The sequence below is a fragment of the Methylobacterium sp. WL1 genome, assembly GCF_008000895.1.
GTDB lineage: Bacteria > Pseudomonadota > Alphaproteobacteria > Rhizobiales > Beijerinckiaceae > Methylobacterium.
This window is the reverse complement of sequence record NZ_CP042823.1, coordinates 1,534,317-1,551,520: the sequence shown is the minus strand read 5'-3', so window position 1 is coordinate 1,551,520 and position 17,204 is coordinate 1,534,317. Positions and strand designations below refer to the sequence as shown.

The following is a 17,204-nucleotide window of genomic DNA, read 5'->3' as shown; positions in this document are numbered from 1 at the left end:
GCGATGCATTCCCACCAATGGGACAAAGGGAACAAAGGGAACGGCTCATATTCCCTTCTGGCGTCCCTTCATTCCCTTCGCGGAGGCGGGGCGCGGCGGCACCAGCAGCGCGCTCGGGTCGGCCGGGTGCAGGGTCAGGCCGCCATCGTCGAGCACGAGCGGCAGGCGCGGAAACACCTCGCGCAGATGCGCCAGATCGGCCTTGAAGGCCTGCCGGAAACTGCGGATCGAGGCGTTCTCGGCGCCGAACTGCGCGTGCAGGTTGTTCCAGGTCAGCCGCAGCGGGCGCTGCAGGGACCGCAGCCGGTAGCCGGTCCAGAACAGCAGGTCGAGCTTGCGCGCCGAGCCCGAGAAGGCCCGGGCCGCTCGCACGTCCACGGGCAGCGCGTGCTTGATCAGCGTCTCGTAGAATTCCAGATCGAAGCGGACCGTCCGCCCCGCCTCCTCGTCGCCCTCGCCGGCGCGCGGACGCCACAATTCGAGGCTGCGGAACGGCGGCACGTTGAGGGTTGTGGCGCTGTCGCGCCCATCCCAGAGGCCGATCTGCATGGTGCAGGCGGCCAGCCGGTTCAGCTGCTCCTTGAACTGCCGGATGGTGCCGCGCTCGCCGCCCGTGACGGCAAACCCCATCTCGCGCATGAAGCCCGAGAGCGTCTCGGCGACCTTCACGGTCGGGCTGCGCTGGCGCACCGCCTCGGTGCAGAGGTGCAGCAGCACCAGCCTGGCCTTCGGACCGTAGGGCAGCCCCTGCGGCGCGAAGGCGCCGGTCTCCGGATCCTTGATCCGCCCGGCCATCAGGCTGAGCGAGTTGCGCCCGTAGGTGCGGGAGAATTCGCGCACGGGACCGGGGTCGCGATAGGGCAGGCCGCAGAGCGCCAGCACCGAGTGGATGTGCTGCAGGCTCGACGGCAGGGCCGGCTCGTTCTCGATCACCAGGCGGACCGCGTCGCGTCGGCGCTGGTCGCGCGATAGCTGGGCCCGGCGGAGTTCCTGCTCCCCGAGAACGGCGGCCTGCGCGTCGCGCTCGCGCTGGCGATGCAGCACGTGCTCGACGATCTGGGCGAACAGGAAGCCGCCGCGCGCCGCCTCGATCTCGGCCCGCAGATCCGCGTCGTGGATCCCTGCGATTTTCTCCTCGATGCCCATCGTCCCTCAGCCCGAGCCGCACGCCGACACGTCCCTCCCGGAAGGCGGAGGGGCGGCCCGATCCTGCCATGCCACGATTCGACGGCCGGGGCTCCGGTCCGGTCCGGCTTGTCCCGGCAATCCACGGTTCCCCGGGGTTCTCGCGCGGGGTTGCGGCGCAGAGTTGCGGCGCAGAGTTGCATACGGGCGGATCGGGGACATCGCCCCACGCAGAGTTCGATACGCCCGGGTCCCGGCCGTCTATCCCCGCATTCCACCGTTCCGGGCCGGAATCCGCGCCGAATCCGATACGGAACCGCGCAGAATCCAATGCACCCCCCGGCTGGATCCGCGCAGACTCCGATACGGTGGCGCGCAGAGTCGCATGCGCATCCGCGCAGAGTCGGATACGAAAAGTAGGCTCAACCCTCTGACGAAGATCATGAATTCGGCACCCCATATAGTCTTCCGAACTGACTCTCTGAAAGATTCCATCTTGATAATCTTCCTACTTAACGCGGCGCTCGTTCGGTCTGAAGAACACACTCGGTTCCGTCGACATACACATGGTTTGAAGGGAATATCCCGGATCCATCCACAGGCCGGGGCGCCCGGGGAGAAGTTGGCATTCAGGGAATCCGGGTCCGGGGCGCCCCGGACCCGATGTTTCCGACGGCGTCGGGTTGACGTGGGCTGTGCCGCCCGGTTTCTCGGACCGACCCATTCTGGAAAGGCCGTCCCGATGCTCCCCTCCCCGATCGCGTTCCGATGACCGGCCGCCGCAACGACGGCCGCCCGGGCGGCCCGCCCCGGTCCGGGTTTCGGCCCGGCTTCCGGTCCGGCGGGCGTCCCGGCGGATCCGGGCCGCGGCCCGAGTCCGGTGGACCCGATGGCGCCGCGGTGCTGTACGGCTGGCACCCGGTGGTCCAGGCGCTGGGCAACGCGGAACGCGGCCTGCACCGGCTGCTCGCCACCGAGAACGCGGCGGCCCGGCTGACCGAGGAATTCGGCGATGCCCTGCGCATCGCCCCCGAACTGGTCCGACCGAGCGAGATCGGCCGCCTGCTCGGGCCGGACGCGGTCCACCAGGGCCTGTATCTCGAGGCCGAGCCCCTGCCCGCTCCGGGGCTCGACGACCTGCCGGCCGACGCCCTGCTGCTGGCCCTCGACCAGATCACCGACCCGCACAATGTCGGGGCGATCGTCCGCACGGCCGCGGCCTTCGGGGTCGCCGGCATCGTCACGACGGTGCGGCACGCGCCGGGCGCCACCGGGGTCCTGGCGAAATCCGCTTCGGGTGGGCTGGAGCACGTGCCCTTCGTCACCGTCCGCAACCTGGCCGAGGCGCTGATCGAGCTGGGCGAGCGCGGCTACACGCGGATCGGCCTCGATTCCGACGCGCCCGCGAGCCTGGACACCCTCACCGTCGCCCGTCCGCTGGTGATCGTCCTCGGGGCGGAGGGGAAGGGCCTGCGCGAGCGGACCCGGACCTGCTGCGATATCCTGGCCCGGATCCCGTTCTCGGGGGCGATCCGCAGCCTCAACGTCTCGAACGCGGCTGCGATCACGCTCTACGCCCTGGGCCGGCCGCCGGTCTGAAGGACCGCCGGATACGGCGCGGAAACAAAAATTCGCCCGCCCGATTCCGGGGATGACCTAGGCAAGTCCAGCACCCTGCCGTAGACGTCGGCAGTAGAGGGGGGCGTGGGCTGGTAGGCGTGCGCTGAATGCTGGACGATGCTTTGACGTATGGCGGTGGGGCCTTCAGCCTGATCGCCGTCGGCGTGTGGCTGTGGCTCGCCCGGCGGGCCTTCCCGAGCTTCGAATCCTTCGTGAAGGGGTTCGACGACGAGCTGCGCCTGGGCGCGAGCCCGGAGGAACGGGCTCGCACCGCCCGCTGGCACCAGGTCCGCCAGGCTGCCGTGGCCCTGACCGCAGTCGGGGCGCTGTGCCTGTCGATCGGACTGGCGATCCCCAACTGAGCGGACACGATCCGGGATTCGCAAGGTCGTCGGCCTCTCGCGGGTGCGGGCGGGGCCCGCTCTCCTCAGGGGCTGCGCCCCGGAACCCCGCCGAAGGGTTGAGCCCTTCGGAAACCCCGACGGGCCGCTTTACGGCTCGGCCCGGAATCCGGCGAGCGGGGCGGTGAGGGTGCAGACCAGCCCGTCGCGGTGATAGTCGAGCGCGGCCCGGCCGCCGACCGCCCGGCGAGCCCCCGCTCGATCAGCCGCGAGCCGAAGCCCCGGCGCGTCAGCAGCGCCACCGGCGGGCCGCCGCTCTCGCGCCAGACCAGGGTGAAGACCGGGTCCCCGGCCGTATCGGGGGCCGTGTCCCATCCGACGTCGACCCGGCCCGTCTGCGTCGAGAGCGCGCCGTACTTCGCCGCGTTGGTGGCGAGTTCGTGCAGCATCAGGGCCAGCGACAGGGCGGCCGCCGGCCCGATCAGGAGATCGGGGCCGTCGAAGCCGAACCGGCCGGGATCGTCCTGGTGCAGCGCCAGGCTGCCGGTCACCACCGCGGCGACGCTGGCGGCCTCCGGGCGGCCGGCGAGATGGCCGGCCAGCAGGATGTCGTGGGCCTTGCCCAGGGCGACCAGGCGCGCCGCCAGGGCCTCGCGGGCCGTGTCGATGTCGGGGGCGTTGCGCAGGGTCTGGGCGGCGATCGCCTGCACCAGCGCCAGGGTGTTCTTCAGCCGGTGCGACAGCTCGCTGTTGAGCAGGTTCTGGTCCGCCTCGGCGCGCTTGCGCGCCTCGATGTCGGAGACCGCCACCACGGCGCCCACGACTTTGCCGGCCGGGTCCCGGATCGCCTCGCCCGCGATGGCGATCCAGCGGCGCGTCCCGTCGGGCTGCTGGTAGCGGACCTCCAGCTCGGCCCGGGCCGCCTCGCCCGCGCAGATCCGGGCGAGCGGGAATTCCTCCGGCGCCACCGGTCTGTCGTCGGCGTGGTAGGCGACGTAGGCGCCGTACGCCGCACTGTCCGGCGCATAGACCGTGTCGTGGCCCAGCACCTCCCGGATGCGCCGGTTGCCCATGACGATGCGGCCGGAGGGCGCCTCGGCGAGCAGGATCCCGACCGGGACCGTATCCATCACGGTGGCGAGCCGGGCCTCGGCCGCGCCGACCTCCCGGGTCTCGGTGAGGCTCGCCGCGACCGTGCCGGCGATCAGCTGCACGACCGCCAGGTCATCCGGTGTGAAGGCATCCGGTGTGAAGGCATCCTGCGTGAAGGCGTCGGCCCGGGCGGCGCGCAGCTCGAGGATCCCCGATGCCGCGCCGCCGAGCTGCACGGGAACCGTGAGGGCGGCGTGCATGCCGGGTGCCGGCGGCAGGTCCGCCGGCGGCAGCTCCGCCGTCCGCAGGTCTGCCATCCGGTCTGAGCCGGGGTCGCCGCACGGGCCGGCAGCGCCGGCTCGGCCGACCCGCCGGCGAGCGGCCGGCGCAGGCCGACCTGGTGGGCGAGGCTACCGGCCGCCGAGCGGTAGACCAGGTCGGGCCCTCGCGCAGGGCGGCGGCCCCACCCTCGGCCTCCGGCACGGCTGCCAGGGCGGCAGCCACCAGAGAATCAGGATCGCCCGCGGTCGCCGGCACCCGGCAAGGCCGCCACCAGATCCGCCACCACGGCCCGCTGGGCCAGCAGGCGGTCGCGTGCCGCCCGGGTCTGGCGCAGCTCCAGCCGGGTCGCGGCCAGCTGCGCCAGGGTGGCCAGGTCCTCGGCCGCCTCGGGATCGAGACCCCCGGGCCGGGGGCTGTGTCGAGCACGCAGAGGGTGCCGAGGCGCCGGCCCGCCGGGGATTCCAGCGCGGCGCCTGCGAAAAACCAGCGCCGGTCGGCCGCGCGGGCGGGTCGGCGCGGGCCGGCGCATCCGCCGTCAGGTCGGGAATGACCAGAACACCCGGGCCGTCGGGGATACGCGCGAGGATACCGGCGAGCGCGCCTGTGGGCGCAAGGATGCCTGCGGGCGGAAGGCTGCCTGGGGGCGAAAGGATGCCGGCCCCGAACCCGTCCGCGGCCTCGGACCGGGGCCGGTCCCCGGTGTCGAGGCTGAGCAGAGCCATCGGGGCCCCGCAGGCCCGGCGGGCCATGCGGAGAAGGTCCTCGAAGCCCGGTTCCGGCGCGGGATCGGGGACGGCGCCGGCCACGGCCGCGCGGCGGTACGGGTCCCGGGTGTCGGACCTGGTGTCGGACATGGCGGCGTGCGCGGCGGCGTTATCGATGGGCGCGGATACTGCCGCCTCCGGGGCAACGATGGCGGCAGCAAGGCTGACCGCGAGAAAATCGTGACCGGGATCGTTATCGCGCACGTCGAGTGCGGGTTTTCGCGCTGAGGCGCGCGCGAAAACCCGATGGCTCGTCTTGAATACCGGGTCCGAGATCGGGCCATCGGCGGGTGCGGGGTGCGGGGTGCGGGGTGCGGGTGCGGGTCGTCTCGGCTCCGGTCAGCCGGACACCGCCACGGCGTGCGCTGCGATCGCGCCCGCCGTGGTGATCCAGACCCGGTCCCGATGGGCCGCGATATGGGCGAGCGCCGCCCGCAGCGGTCGCAGCCGGTGGGGCTGGCCGACGATGTAGGGATGGAGCGCGATGCCCATCACCAGCGGCGCCGCGGCGGATTGCTCCAGCATCTCGTCGAAGGCGTCGACGAGCGCGTCGGCGAAGTGGCGGCCCGTCTCCTTGCGGGCGACGATCGCCGGGATGTCGTTCAGCTCCTGGGGATACGGAATGGCCAGGATCCGGCCGCCGCCCCGGGTCGCCATCCAGGTCGGCTGGTCGTCGTGGCACCAGTCGAGCAGGTAGCGGTAGCCGGCCTCGGCGAGCAGGTCCGGCGTCACCCGCGACTGCGAGATCCAGGGGCCGAGCCAGCCGGCCGGCGCCCGGCCCTCCGCCCGGGTCAGGATCGCGGTGGCCTCCGCGATCAGGGCGCCCTCCTCCGCTTCGGACAGGGTGCCCTGCCGCTCGGCATTGGTGCGGCCGTGCCCGACGATCTCGTCGCCGCGCGCCCGGAACGCCTCGATCAGGCCCGGGCAATCCTGGTAGAGCCGGCTGTTGACCAGCACGCTCGCGGGCAGGCCGAGGCCGTCGAGGGTGTCCCGCAGCCGCCAGGCCCCGACCCGGTTGCCCCAGTCGCGCCAGCCGTAATTGAGCACGTCCGGCTGCGGCCCGCCCGGGGCGAGCTCGGCCCCGAGCCCCGCCCCGAAATCGAAGGTCTCGAGGTTGAGCCCGACATAGACCGCGAGCCGCCGGCCCCCGGGCCAATCGTAGACCGGCCGGTCCGGGAGGGCGCTGTAGCGGTAGCGGCCGTGCTGCGCGGCCGAGGGAGCATCATCCATCGCGGGTCCAGTGTCCGGGGGCGCCCGGGCAGATAGGCCGGATCCGATCCGGCGCCATGCCTGTCCGGCGCCATGCCTGTCCGGCGCCATGCCTGTCCGGCGCCATGCCTGTCCGGCGCCATGCCTGTTCCGGCAGGCGGGCCTGCTGTACCGGGGTCGGCACGGGACCGCGCGGCGGTCCGGGTGTCGAGAAAGGATCCACCGTGCCGCTTGCCGCCACAGCTCGGGAGGACGGGCGTCCGGTCGTCTCGGACATCGCCGCGCGCCTCGAACGGCTGCCGATGTCGCGCTACCAGCGAAAGATCTTCGCGATCATCGCCTCCGCGTGGCTGGTCGACCAGATCGACGTGGCGCTCCTGACCTTCCTGCTCGGCTCGATCGTGGTGGCTTTCGGGCTGAGCCCCACGGAGGCCGGCCAGCTCGCCGCCATGACCTTCGCGGGCCAGCTCGTCGGCAACATCGTCGCCGGCACCGCCTCCGACCGGTTCGGCCGCAAGGCGGTGTTCCAGGTGACCATGGTGGTCTGGGGCCTGGCGAGCCTCGCGGCGGCGACCGCCTGGAGCCTGCCCGTGCTGATGGCCTGCCGGTTCCTGATCGGGGTGGGCGTCGGCGGCGAGGCGCCGGTGGCGCAGGCGATGGTCTCCGAGATCGTCCCGGCCCCCGTGCGCGGCAAGTACATCGCGATCCTGGAGGGGTTCTGGGCGGTGGGCTACGTCCTGTCCGGGGCGATCAGCTTCTTCGTGCTGCCCTATCTCGGCTGGCGCTGGGCCTTCGTGGTGGTCGGCCTGCTGTCGCTGGTGGTGCTCGCGGTGCGCCGCTCCATGCCCGAATCGCCCCGCTGGCTCGCCGAAACGGGCCGGCACGCGGAAGCCGACGCCGTGATGACCACGATGGAGCGCGCGGTCGAGCGCGCCACCGGCCGGCCCCTGCCCCCAATCACCCCGCAGGTCGCCGCCGCGGTGGCGGAGACGGTCGCCGATCGGATTCCCGGGCCCCGGCTGAGCGCGGTGGCGACCCTGTTCGCGCCGGCCTACCGGCTGCGCACCGTGATGGCCTTCGGGTTGTGGTTCTTCGCGCTGATCGGCTTCTTCGGGCTCAATTCCTGGATCGCGGTGCTGCTCAAGGAGCGCGGCTTCTCGATCGTCGGCTCGGTGGGCTTCGTGACCCTGATCACCCTGGGCGGCATCCCGGGCTTCGCCGCGGCGGCCGTGCTGCTCGAGCGGATCGGCCGCAAGCCGACCACGGCCCTGTTCCTGATCTGCGCGGCGGCCGCGGCCTGGCTGTACGGCAATGCCGGCGGCGATCCCGTGCTGACCGTCGCCGGCGTCACGGTCACTTGGCTGTTCGTCGCGGGCTTCGTGATGCAGTTCTTCATGTTCGGCATGTGGAGCTGCCTCTACGCCTACACGCCGGAGCTGTACCCGACCCGCGCCCGGGCCACCGGGGCCGGCTTCGCCTCGGCCTTCGGGCGGATCGGCGCCATCCTGGGGCCGATGATCGTGCCGGTGCTGGTGCGCGATTACGGCCCGGCCACCGCGTTCCAGGTCGGCGCGGGCGGTTTCCTGATCGCCGCCCTCCTGGTGCTCACCCTCGGGGTCGAGACCCGCGGCAAGGTGCTGGAGGCGGTCTCGCATTGACGAGACCCGCCTGCCAGGGACGAGATCGGGTTTCCAAAGGGCTCAGCCCTTTGGCGGGGTTCAGGGGCGGAGCCCTTGAGCGCACGGCCCGAGCCCCGATAGCAGGGCTCCGCCCTGCACCCGCACAAGGTCTCGACCTTGTGGATCCCGTCACAACCATGGAGTCCCAAAACAATGCCCGTCGTGGACATGCGCAGCCGGCCGACCTTCCTGCACACGTTCTTCGGCGCCGAGCCCGACACGCCGGAATTCGGCGTCGCCCGCTGGCTGAACGCCCGGGTCGGCAGCCGCGAGGTCGAGCACTTCACCCGCGGCGCCACGATCGAGGGCTTCCGCGCCGAGATGGACGGGGCCGGTATCGACGTCGCCGTGATGGTCGCCCGGTCGGTCCCGGGGGTCCGGGTCTCGAACGACGTCCTCGCGCAGGCCGCCGGGCACGATCCGAAGCGGCTGATCGGCATCGCCTCGGTGGATCCGGTCAAGCTCGGCCGCAAGGCCGCGGTGGCGGAGGCCAAGCGCGCCGTGACCGAGCTCGGCTTCAAGGGGATCAACCTCGATGCCGGCTTCTACCGCGAGGGCATGCGGGCCGACGACGAGCGGCTGATGCCGCTCTACGAGCTGTGCGAGACGCTGGCGGTCCCGGCCTTCGTCATGTCCGGCCCGACCACGCCGGACCTGCGCCTCAACGACCCGCTGGCGGTGGACCGGGTCGCCCGGACTTTCCCGAAGCTGCCGATCGTGTGCTGCCACGGGTTCTACCCGCACGTGGCCGAGATGGTGACCGTGGCCTTCCGCAACGAGAACGTCTTCGTCTCCCCGGACATGTACACGTTCGCGCCCGGCGGCAGCCTCTACGTGGAGGCGGCGAACGGCTTCATGAAGGACCAGTTCCTGTTCGGCTCCTCGTTCCCGTTCCGGGCGATGGGCCAGGGCGTCGCGGATTTCCGCGCGCTCGGCCTGTCGGAGGACGCCCTGGACGCCGCCCTCTGGCGCAACGCCAACCGCCTGCTCGGGCTCGGCCTGGCCGAGGTTTAGTCCCGGGTTTCCAAAGGGCTCAGCCCTTTGGCGGGGTTCAGGGGCGAAGCCCTTGAAAACAGCGGGCTCCGCCCGCACCCGCAAAAGGTCTCAACCCTTTTGAATCCGGGACTTTGCCGTCAGGCGGCCCGGACGTTGGCCAAGAAATCGCCGACGGCGCCGCGCAGGGCGCTGGCCTGCCGGGCCAGGTCGCTGGCGGCGTCGAGCACCTGGGACGAGCCGTGGCTGGCCGTGCCGGCCGCCTCGCCCACGCCGGCGATGGTGCCCGAGACCGCGCGGGTATCCTGCGAGGTCTGGCCGGTGGTGCGGGCGATCTCGGCGGTGGCCGCGCCCTGCTGCTCGACCATGGCGGCGATCTCGGCCCCGATCCGGGCGAGGGTGCGGATCACCTCGGTGATGCCGCCGATCGAGCGGACGGAGGCCTCGGTGGACCCGGTGATCTCGGCGACCTTGGCGGCGATCTCCTCGGTCGCCCGGGCGGTCTGGCCGGCGAGGTTCTTGACCTCGGCGGCCACCACCGCGAAGCCCCGGCCCGCCTCGCCGGCCCGGGCCGCCTCGATGGTGGCGTTGAGGGCGAGCAGGTTGGTCTGGCCGGCGATGTCCGAGATCATCGCGACGATCTCCCCGATGCTCCCGGCGGCCTGAGCAAGGCGGCGGACCTCTCCGGCCATGCCGTCCGCGTCCCGGGTCGCCGAGGCCGCGAGGTCGGCCGAGGCTCCGACCTGCACGCCGATCTCCCGGACCGAGGCCGTGAGCTCCTCGGTGGCCGCCGCCACGGTGTCGGCCGAGCGGGCGGCCGAATCCGCGGCGCCGGCCACCGCCCGGCTGAGGTCGGTGGTGTCCTGCGCGGCCCGGCCATGCCGTGGGCGGAGGCCTCCAGCTGCTCGGCGGCGGCCGAGACCGCCGCGACGATGCCTCCGACCTGCCCTCGAAGCGGTCGGCGAGGCTCAGGGCGGCGGCGCGCTGCGCGGCGGCATTCTCGGCGGCGAGCGCTGCTGCGCGGCCCGGGCGAGCCGGCGCTCGGCGACGCTGTCGCGGAACGTCACCGCGGCGTCGGCGATCGCCCGCACCTCGCGCGGGCCCCCGCCGGGATGGCCAGGTCGGCGCCCGGCCCGTCGTGTCCCTCGCCCCGCCCGATCGCCGTCAGCACCCGGGCCATCCGGACCAGGGGCCGCGCGATGGCCGTGCCGAGCCAGAACGCGAAGCCGACCGAGAGCGCGAACAGGGCGAGCCCGCCCGCGATCCAGACCGTCAGCATCCGGTCGGCCCGGGCCCGCACCGCGCCGGCGGCGGCCACCAGGTCGGCGGTCAGCCGGTCCTCGACGCCTTTGAGGGCGTCGATGCGCTGGGTGGCGAGCCGGAACCAGGCCGGCGCGTCGCGGAAGGCGAGGGTCGTGCCCGGCATCGTCTCCTGCGCGGCGCTGCGCAGGCGTGCCACCTCCCGCGCCGGCTCGGTCGCCTCCGCGGCGTCCAGCAGCGCGGCCTGACCCTCGACGGCCCCGGCCCGGAACAGGGCGCCGTAGGTCGCCTGATCGGCCGAGAGCGTGGTGAGCCGGCGCGCGGCGGGGAGGTCCAGGCTGCCGGAGGCGAACACCGCCGAGGCGGCGGCCCGCTCCTGGCCGGCGGCCTCCTTCAGCGCCAGGAACGCCGCGTAGGCGTTGGCCCGGGCCGCGATGCCGGCCTCGTCGATCACGCCGCCCATCGCCCGGACCACGCCCAGCCCCTCGCCGATCAGGCCGGTGTAGGAGCCCGTCGCCTGCGGCGCGGTGAGGCCCAGGGCATCGACCGCCCGGCGCTGGGCCGCGAGCCCGGTGAGCCCCTGCGCGAAGCCCTCGGCGCGTGCCGCGAAGGCGGGGCCGAAGCCGGTCGCGGCCGCCATCGCGTCGGGGAGCCCGGCCAAAGCCGCGTCGGTGCGGCTGCGCTGGGCCGCGAGTTCCGGCCCGAACTGCGCCCCCCTGGCGCCCAGGAACAGGCTGGAGGCGCCGCGCTCGCGCTGGGCCTCGTGGACGAAGGCGCTGATCCGCGAGGCGAGGCCGACGAGGGTCTCGACCCGGTCCATCTCGGCCCGCCGCGCCCATTGGTCGGACACCGCCCACCCGGCAGCCCCCGCGAAGGCGAGGCAGGGCGCGAGCGCCACCGCGAGGATGCGCGCGCGGAGTGAGGGGAGGACGGCCATCGGAACCCGGAATCCTGCAACGTTCGCCGGAATCATCCGGGACGGTTATAAAAACACCGTTAGGGTGGAGGGGTTTGGCCCGGCCTGCAATGCACAATCAGGCGGCAGTCCCGACGGTCGGTGCCGCCTCGGCAAGCCGTTCGGCCTCATGCCGTTCGGGATCATGCAAATCGGCCTCATGCAAATCGGCATGCAGGTCGCCCCAGACCTTGAGCGCGTGGATGACCGGCTCCAGGGTCCGCCCCCGCTCGGTCAGACTGTACTCCACCTTCGGGGGCACCTCGGCGTAGACCTTCCGGGCGATCAGGCCGTCCGCCTCCATCTCGCGCAGCTGGTTCGTGAGCATGCGCTGCGTCACGCTCGCCAGCCGCCGGCGGATCTCGTTGAAGCGCAGGGTCCCCTCTAGCAGGTGGTAGAGGATCACGCCCTTCCACTTGCCGTCGATGAGCCGGAGGGTGGCCTCGACGGCGCAGCCGGGGCTGCAGTTGCCGCTATGGTGTCGGGTGCGGGGCATGGCGGGATCCCAAGGCGATCGTCGGGCGGTATCATTCTCGGCACTATCGGCGTTTTATGTGCGTACTTGCGCGCCGTGAAGGCGGACGGCATCTCCGTGCGGGTCAGTCGGAGGAGATTGCGATGCGCGCCGTCGGGTACAGGAAATCCCTGCCGATCACCGAGGCCGAGGCCCTGGTCGATTGCGACCTGCCCCGGCCCGATCCCGGCCCCCGCGACCTGCTGGTGAAGGTCGAGGCGGTCTCGGTGAACCCGGTCGACACCAAGGTCCGGGTGCGGGCCGAGCCCGAGGCCGGCGGGGTCAAGGTCCTGGGCTGGGACGCCGCCGGCACCGTTCTCGCCACGGGTGCCGAGGCCGAGGGCTTCTCAATCGGAGACGCGGTGTTCTACGCGGGCGACCTCACCCGGCCGGGGACCAACGCCGAATTCCATTGCGTCGACGCGCGCATCGTCGGGCACAAGCCCGCCGGCCTCGACTGGGCGCAGGCCGCCGCCCTGCCGCTCACCGCGATCACCGCCTGGGAGGCCCTGTTCGACCGGCTCGACGCCAAGAAACCGGTGCCGGGCGCCGCCCCGGCGATCCTGATCGTCGGCGGGGCGGGCGGCGTCGGCTCGGTGGCGATCCAGCTCGCCCGCGAACTTACCGACCTCACCGTGATCGCCACCGCGTCCCGGCCGGAGACGGCGGCCTGGTGCCGGGATCTCGGCGCCCACCACGTGGTCGATCATGCCAAGCCGCTCTCCGCCGAGGTGGCGGCCCTGGGCCTCGGCGCGCCGGGCCTCGTGTTCTCGACCACCAACACCGACGCGCATCTCGCCGAGATCGCGACGCTGATCGCCCCGCAGGGCCGGTTCGCTCTGATCGACGATCCCGCGCAGCTCGACGTGGCGCTGCTCAAGCGCAAGAGCCTGTCGCTGCACTGGGAGTTCATGTTCACCCGCTCGATGTTCGGCACCTCCGATATCGCCGCCCAGGGCGCGCTCCTCGACGAGGTCGCCCGGCTGGTGGATGCGGGGCGCCTGCGCACGACCCTGGGCGAGCATTACGGGCGGATCGACGCCCGGAACCTGCGGCGGGCGCACGCGCTGATCGAGAGCGGGCGCGCCAAGGGCAAGATCGTGCTCGAAGGCTTTGCGTCGTGAGGCAGGCGCCATGACCGGGACGGGCACCGGAATCTTCGACGTGGCGGCGCTCGCGGCGGCGCTGCCCGACAGCGCGCGGACGCTCCTGGTCGACACCTACCTGACCGACCGGGCGGCGGCGAGCGCCCGGGTGTTCCGGGTCTACCGCCCGACCCCGCCGCACTATCACGCCACCTGCGACGAGTACCTGTACTGCCTGTCGGGACGCGGCACCGTCTGGCTGGGTGACCCCGCGAACCTCACACCGTTCGGCCCCGGCCAGCTCTTGTTCTTCGAGACGGGCACGGTGCACGCGATGCCGGAGATCGCCCCGGGCGAGCCGGTGACGTTCCTGTCGATCGACACCCCGCGGCGGGCCCCCACCGACATCATCTTCGTGAACCCCGAGGACGGCACCCCCGCCACCTTCATGGCGCGCAACGCCGACGCGTGAAGTCCCGGATCCAAAAGGTCCCGGACCTTTTGCGGGTGCAGGGCAGCGCCCTGCTGTCGGGGCCTGCCCCGACGCCCCGCCAAAGGGCCGCAGGCCCTTTGGAAATCCCGTCTTTTCGGCCGCGAAACGACAGGCTTCCGGCGAGCGGTTGCCGGCGTACGCGTTTCGTTCTAGCAATGGCGTTGCATGTCGGGCCTGCGTCCCGCCGGCCTCACCTTGCCGTCGACCGCTCCGGGCTCGACATGAGCGGGTGCGGCGGCTGACCCGCGCGCAAAGCCAGCCCCGACCGCGTCGACGCCTCGAAAGACCGCCGCCCTCATGGCCAAAGCCCAAGCCGGAACCCGAGTCGGACCCCGCGTCGGCGCCAGCAAAGCCGCCCCCAAACCGTCTCCCGTGAAGGCGTCGTCCGCCAAAGCGCCGGCCGAGGCGGTTCCGGCCGAGCCTGAGCGGACGAACAAGCCCGCGCGTACGAAGAAGGCCGAGGCCCCCGCCCCCGTCCGCCCGGGCAGCAGCCGGAGCGCGGCCGCGGAGGCCGCCGTCGACGCCAAGCTGGAGGCCCTGTTCGACGCCGCGCCGCCGAGCGCCGCCGACCGGCGGGTGATCACGGTCCGGGGCGCCCGGGAGCACAACCTCAAGAACGTCGACCTGACGATCCCCCGGGACAAGCTCGTGGTGTTCACCGGGCTGTCGGGCTCGGGCAAGTCGTCGCTCGCCTTCGACACGATCTACGCCGAGGGGCAGCGCCGCTACGTCGAATCGCTCTCGGCCTATGCCCGCCAGTTCCTGGAGATGATGTCCAAGCCCGATGTCGACCAGATCGACGGGCTGTCGCCGGCGATCTCCATCGAGCAGAAGACCACCTCCAAGAACCCCCGGTCCACCGTCGGGACGGTGACCGAGATCTACGACTACATGCGCCTGCTCTGGGCGCGGGTCGGCATCCCCTACTCCCCGGCCACCGGCCTGCCGATCGAGAGCCAGACCGTCCAGCAGATGGTCGACCGGGTGCTGGAGCTGCCGGAGAAGAGCCGGCTGTACCTGCTCGCCCCGGTGGTCCGCGGCCGGAAGGGCGAGTACCGCAAGGAAATCGCCGAGTACCAAAAGAAAGGGTTTCAGCGGCTGCGGGTCGATGGCGAATATTACGCGATCGACGATGCGCCCAAGCTCGACAAGAAGTTCAAGCACGACATCGACGTGGTCGTCGACCGGATCGTGGTGCGGCCCGATATCGCCGCGCGGCTGGCCGATTCGTTCGAGACCGCGCTGGAGCTCGCCGACGGCATCAGCGAGATCGTGTTCGCCGACGCGCCGGAGGGCGAGGAGCCCCGGACGATCACGTTCTCGTCGCGCTTCGCCTGCCCGGTCTCGGGCTTCACCATCGCGGAGATCGAGCCGCGGCTGTTCTCGTTCAACAACCCGTTCGGCGCCTGCCCGACCTGCGGCGGCATCGGGCACGAGATGCGGATCGACCCCGAACTGGTGATCTCGGACCCTGCGCTCAGCCTGAAGCGCGGCGCGGTCGGCCCCTGGGCGAAATCGACCTCGCCCTATTACGGCCAGACGCTGGACGCGCTGGCGGAGCATTACGGGTTCAAGACGAGCGTGGCCTGGCAGAGCCTGCCGGAGGCGGCCCGCGCCGTCGTGCTGTACGGCTCCGGCAAGCAGGCGATCCGCTTCGCCTACGACGACGGCCTGCGCAAGTATGCGGTCAACAAGCCGTTCGAGGGCGTGATCCCGAACCTGGAGCGCCGCTACAAGGAGAGCGATTCCGACGCGGTGCGGGAGGAGATCGGCCGGTTCATGAGCGAGACGCCCTGCGCGTCCTGCGGCGGCAAGCGGCTGAAGCCCGAGGCGCTCGCCGTGAAGGTCGCCATGGCCGATATCGGCGACGTGACGGCGCTGTCCGTTTCGGAAGCCCATCGCTGGTTCTCCGAATTGCCGGAGAAGCTGACGGCCAAGCAAAACGAGATCGCAGTCAGAATTCTCAAAGAAATCCGCGACCGGCTCAGCTTCCTGGTGGATGTTGGCCTCGAATACCTGACGCTCGCCCGCGGCTCCGGCTCCCTGTCGGGGGGCGAGAGCCAGCGCATCCGGCTGGCCTCGCAGATCGGCTCCGGACTCACCGGCGTGCTCTACGTGCTGGACGAGCCCTCGATCGGGCTGCACCAGCGCGACAACGAGCGGCTGCTCGGCACGCTCAAGCGCCTGCGCGACCTCGGCAACTCGGTGATCGTGGTCGAGCACGACGAGGACGCGATCCTGCAGGCCGACTACGTCGTCGATGTCGGCCCGGGTGCGGGGATCCATGGCGGCGAGATCATCGCCCAGGGCACCCCCGCCGAAGTCCTGGCCAACCCTGCCTCGCTCACCGCCAAGTACCTCACCGGCGCGATGGCGGTCCGCACCCCCGCGGCGCGGCGCAAGAGCCGGAAGGGCAAGCTCGGGGTGTTCGGCGCCCGGGGCAACAACCTCAAGGACGTGGATATCGAGGTGCCGCTCGGCACCTTCACGTGCATCACCGGCGTCTCGGGCGGCGGCAAGTCCACCCTGGTGATCGACACCCTGTACAAGGCCGTCGCAAAGAAGCTGAACGGGGCGCTGGAGCACCCGGCCCCGTACGACAGGCTCGAGGGGCTGGAGCATCTCGACAAGGTCATCGACATCGACCAGTCGCCGATCGGCCGGACGCCGCGCTCGAACCCAGCCACCTATATCGGCGCCTTCACGCCGATCCGCGACTGGTTCGCGGGCCTGCCCGAGGCCAAGGCCCGGGGCTACCAGCCGGGGCGCTTCTCGTTCAACGTGAAGGGCGGGCGCTGCGAGGCCTGCTCGGGCGACGGCGTCATCAAGATCGAGATGCACTTCCTGCCGGACGTCTACGTCACCTGCGACGTGTGCAAGGGCAAGCGCTACGACCGCGAGACCCTGGAGGTGAAGTACCGCGGCAAGTCCATCGCCGACGTGCTCGATTCCACCGTCGAGGAGGCGGCCGAGCTGTTCAAGGCGGTCCCGGCGATCCGCGAGAAGCTCGAGACCCTGAAGCGGGTCGGCCTGCACTACGTCCATGTCGGCCAGCAGGCCACCACCCTGTCGGGGGGCGAGGCGCAGCGGGTGAAGCTGTCCAAGGAACTGTCGAAGCGCGCCACGGGCCGCACGCTCTACATCCTCGACGAGCCGACCACCGGGCTGCACTTCCACGACGTGGCCAAGCTCATGGAGGTGCTCCACGAGCTGGTGGACCAGGGCAACACGGTGGTGGTGATCGAGCACAATCTCGAAGTGATCAAGACCGCCGACTGGGTGATCGACATGGGGCCCGAGGGCGGGGACGGCGGTGGCCGGGTGGTGGCGCTCGGCACCCCGGAGGAGATCGCCCGCTCGAAGGCGAGCCATACCGGCCGGTTCCTGCGCGAGGTGCTGGCCCGTCGCCCCGCCCCGCAGACCGGCCGCCGCACCGCCGCCGAATAGGCGCCGGCCGGGCTGGAGGCGGCAAATTCTGCCCGGTGCCACTCGAAAATCCGCCCGGAACCGCCTCCGCGCCCCGTGATTCGGTCGGATCTCGCCCGTCTCCGGCCGGAGACGGACCGTCCGGAGCGGGGATTCCGGGTTCGGCGCCCGGATGGGACGAATGCCCGTTCACCCACCCCTGCTTGCCGGATTCTCCCGCCAAAGTGCCGGGAGGTCCCGGGCAACAGCTTGACCATTCAACGATATTTTGCCGGCCGGCCGCCCGCTATTCAATCCTGGGGACTGTGTTGCATCGCCGCAAAAATGCGTCTTTTGCGCAACGGTTCGGCCGGTTTTGCCGCTTCG

The 17,204-nt window shown here is 71.8% G+C and carries 12 protein-coding genes and 1 pseudogene; 7 read left to right on the top strand and 6 right to left on the bottom strand.

Going from position 1 to position 17,204, the window contains the following annotated elements:
* Positions 1-45: 45 nt before the first annotated feature.
* A complete protein-coding gene (locus FVA80_RS07745; RefSeq protein ID WP_147910863.1) occupies positions 46-1,146 on the bottom strand; it encodes a replication protein RepA in 1,101 nt (366 codons plus the stop codon).
* A 747-nt stretch (positions 1,147-1,893) separates the two neighbouring features.
* Here FVA80_RS07745 and FVA80_RS07740 point away from each other — a divergent pair.
* The gene (locus tag FVA80_RS07740; protein WP_147910862.1) at positions 1,894-2,724 is read left to right on the top strand and encodes an RNA methyltransferase; all 831 of its coding nucleotides are present in this window, start codon (positions 1,894-1,896) and stop codon (positions 2,722-2,724) included.
* A gap of 128 nt (positions 2,725-2,852) precedes the next feature.
* Positions 2,853-3,107, top strand: a complete 255-nt coding sequence (locus FVA80_RS07735) for a hypothetical protein (protein ID WP_147910861.1) — start codon at positions 2,853-2,855, stop codon at positions 3,105-3,107.
* Positions 3,108-3,172: 65 nt separating this feature from the next.
* Here the strand turns inward: FVA80_RS07735 and FVA80_RS07730 are convergent, their stop codons facing one another.
* The 3 genes from FVA80_RS07730 to FVA80_RS07720 form a co-directional block, all read right to left on the bottom strand.
* The gene (locus FVA80_RS07730) at positions 3,173-4,495 is read right to left on the bottom strand and encodes an HWE histidine kinase domain-containing protein (protein ID WP_147957807.1); all 1,323 of its coding nucleotides are present in this window, start codon (positions 4,493-4,495) and stop codon (positions 3,173-3,175) included.
* Positions 4,496-4,689: 194 nt separating this feature from the next.
* A complete protein-coding gene (locus tag FVA80_RS07725; RefSeq protein WP_147957806.1) occupies positions 4,690-4,989 on the bottom strand; it encodes a hypothetical protein in 300 nt (99 codons plus the stop codon).
* A 574-nt stretch (positions 4,990-5,563) separates the two neighbouring features.
* Positions 5,564-6,454 (bottom strand): polysaccharide deacetylase family protein, encoded by an 891-nt coding sequence (locus FVA80_RS07720; RefSeq protein WP_147910828.1) that lies wholly within the window; start codon positions 6,452-6,454, stop codon positions 5,564-5,566.
* Between the two features lie 203 nt (positions 6,455-6,657).
* Here FVA80_RS07720 and FVA80_RS07715 point away from each other — a divergent pair, with 203 nt between their 5' ends.
* Together FVA80_RS07715 and FVA80_RS07710 are read left to right on the top strand one after the other, a co-directional pair.
* Positions 6,658-8,091 (top strand): MFS transporter, encoded by a 1,434-nt coding sequence (locus FVA80_RS07715; protein WP_147910829.1) that lies wholly within the window; start codon positions 6,658-6,660, stop codon positions 8,089-8,091.
* A 174-nt stretch (positions 8,092-8,265) separates the two neighbouring features.
* The gene (locus FVA80_RS07710; protein WP_147910830.1) at positions 8,266-9,126 is read left to right on the top strand and encodes an amidohydrolase family protein; all 861 of its coding nucleotides are present in this window, start codon (positions 8,266-8,268) and stop codon (positions 9,124-9,126) included.
* A gap of 119 nt (positions 9,127-9,245) precedes the next feature.
* Here the strand turns inward: FVA80_RS07710 and FVA80_RS32135 are convergent.
* A pseudogene (locus tag FVA80_RS32135) lies at positions 9,246-11,302 on the bottom strand (nitrate- and nitrite sensing domain-containing protein).
* A 97-nt stretch (positions 11,303-11,399) separates the two neighbouring features.
* The gene (locus FVA80_RS07700) at positions 11,400-11,816 is read right to left on the bottom strand and encodes a helix-turn-helix domain-containing protein (RefSeq protein ID WP_147910576.1); all 417 of its coding nucleotides are present in this window, start codon (positions 11,814-11,816) and stop codon (positions 11,400-11,402) included.
* Positions 11,817-11,938: 122 nt separating this feature from the next.
* Between FVA80_RS07700 and FVA80_RS07695 the strand changes: the two genes are divergently transcribed.
* The 3 genes from FVA80_RS07695 to uvrA all read left to right on the top strand — a co-directional run bounded on the left by FVA80_RS07695 (position 11,939) and on the right by uvrA (position 16,859).
* The gene (locus FVA80_RS07695; protein ID WP_147910577.1) at positions 11,939-12,958 is read left to right on the top strand and encodes a zinc-binding alcohol dehydrogenase family protein; all 1,020 of its coding nucleotides are present in this window, start codon (positions 11,939-11,941) and stop codon (positions 12,956-12,958) included.
* A 10-nt stretch (positions 12,959-12,968) separates the two neighbouring features.
* The gene (locus FVA80_RS07690; RefSeq protein ID WP_147910578.1) at positions 12,969-13,391 is read left to right on the top strand and encodes a cupin domain-containing protein; all 423 of its coding nucleotides are present in this window, start codon (positions 12,969-12,971) and stop codon (positions 13,389-13,391) included.
* A 318-nt stretch (positions 13,392-13,709) separates the two neighbouring features.
* Positions 13,710-16,859: an excinuclease ABC subunit UvrA gene (gene uvrA / locus FVA80_RS07685; RefSeq protein WP_147910579.1), complete on the top strand. Its 3,150-nt coding sequence runs from the start codon at positions 13,710-13,712 to the stop codon at positions 16,857-16,859.
* Positions 16,860-17,204 lie beyond the last annotated feature (345 nt).

What these genes read in the sequence shown, in the direction of transcription:
- FVA80_RS07745 (WP_147910863.1), bottom strand. Translation starts at nt 1,146, where the DNA reads ATGGGCATCGAGGAGAAAATCGCAGGGATCCACGACGCGGATCTGCGG.
- FVA80_RS07740 (WP_147910862.1), top strand. Translation starts at nt 1,894, where the DNA reads ATGACCGGCCGCCGCAACGACGGCCGCCCGGGCGGCCCGCCCCGGTCC.
- FVA80_RS07735 (WP_147910861.1), top strand. Translation starts at nt 2,853, where the DNA reads ATGCTGGACGATGCTTTGACGTATGGCGGTGGGGCCTTCAGCCTGATC.
- FVA80_RS07730 (WP_147957807.1), bottom strand. Translation starts at nt 4,495, where the DNA reads ATGGCAGACCTGCGGACGGCGGAGCTGCCGCCGGCGGACCTGCCGCCG.
- FVA80_RS07725 (WP_147957806.1), bottom strand. Translation starts at nt 4,989, where the DNA reads ATGCGCCGGCCCGCGCCGACCCGCCCGCGCGGCCGACCGGCGCTGGTT.
- FVA80_RS07720 (WP_147910828.1), bottom strand. Translation starts at nt 6,454, where the DNA reads ATGGATGATGCTCCCTCGGCCGCGCAGCACGGCCGCTACCGCTACAGC.
- FVA80_RS07710 (WP_147910830.1), top strand. Translation starts at nt 8,266, where the DNA reads ATGCCCGTCGTGGACATGCGCAGCCGGCCGACCTTCCTGCACACGTTC.
- FVA80_RS07700 (WP_147910576.1), bottom strand. Translation starts at nt 11,816, where the DNA reads ATGCCCCGCACCCGACACCATAGCGGCAACTGCAGCCCCGGCTGCGCC.
- FVA80_RS07695 (WP_147910577.1), top strand. Translation starts at nt 11,939, where the DNA reads ATGCGCGCCGTCGGGTACAGGAAATCCCTGCCGATCACCGAGGCCGAG.
- FVA80_RS07690 (WP_147910578.1), top strand. Translation starts at nt 12,969, where the DNA reads ATGACCGGGACGGGCACCGGAATCTTCGACGTGGCGGCGCTCGCGGCG.
- uvrA (WP_147910579.1), top strand. Translation starts at nt 13,710, where the DNA reads ATGGCCAAAGCCCAAGCCGGAACCCGAGTCGGACCCCGCGTCGGCGCC.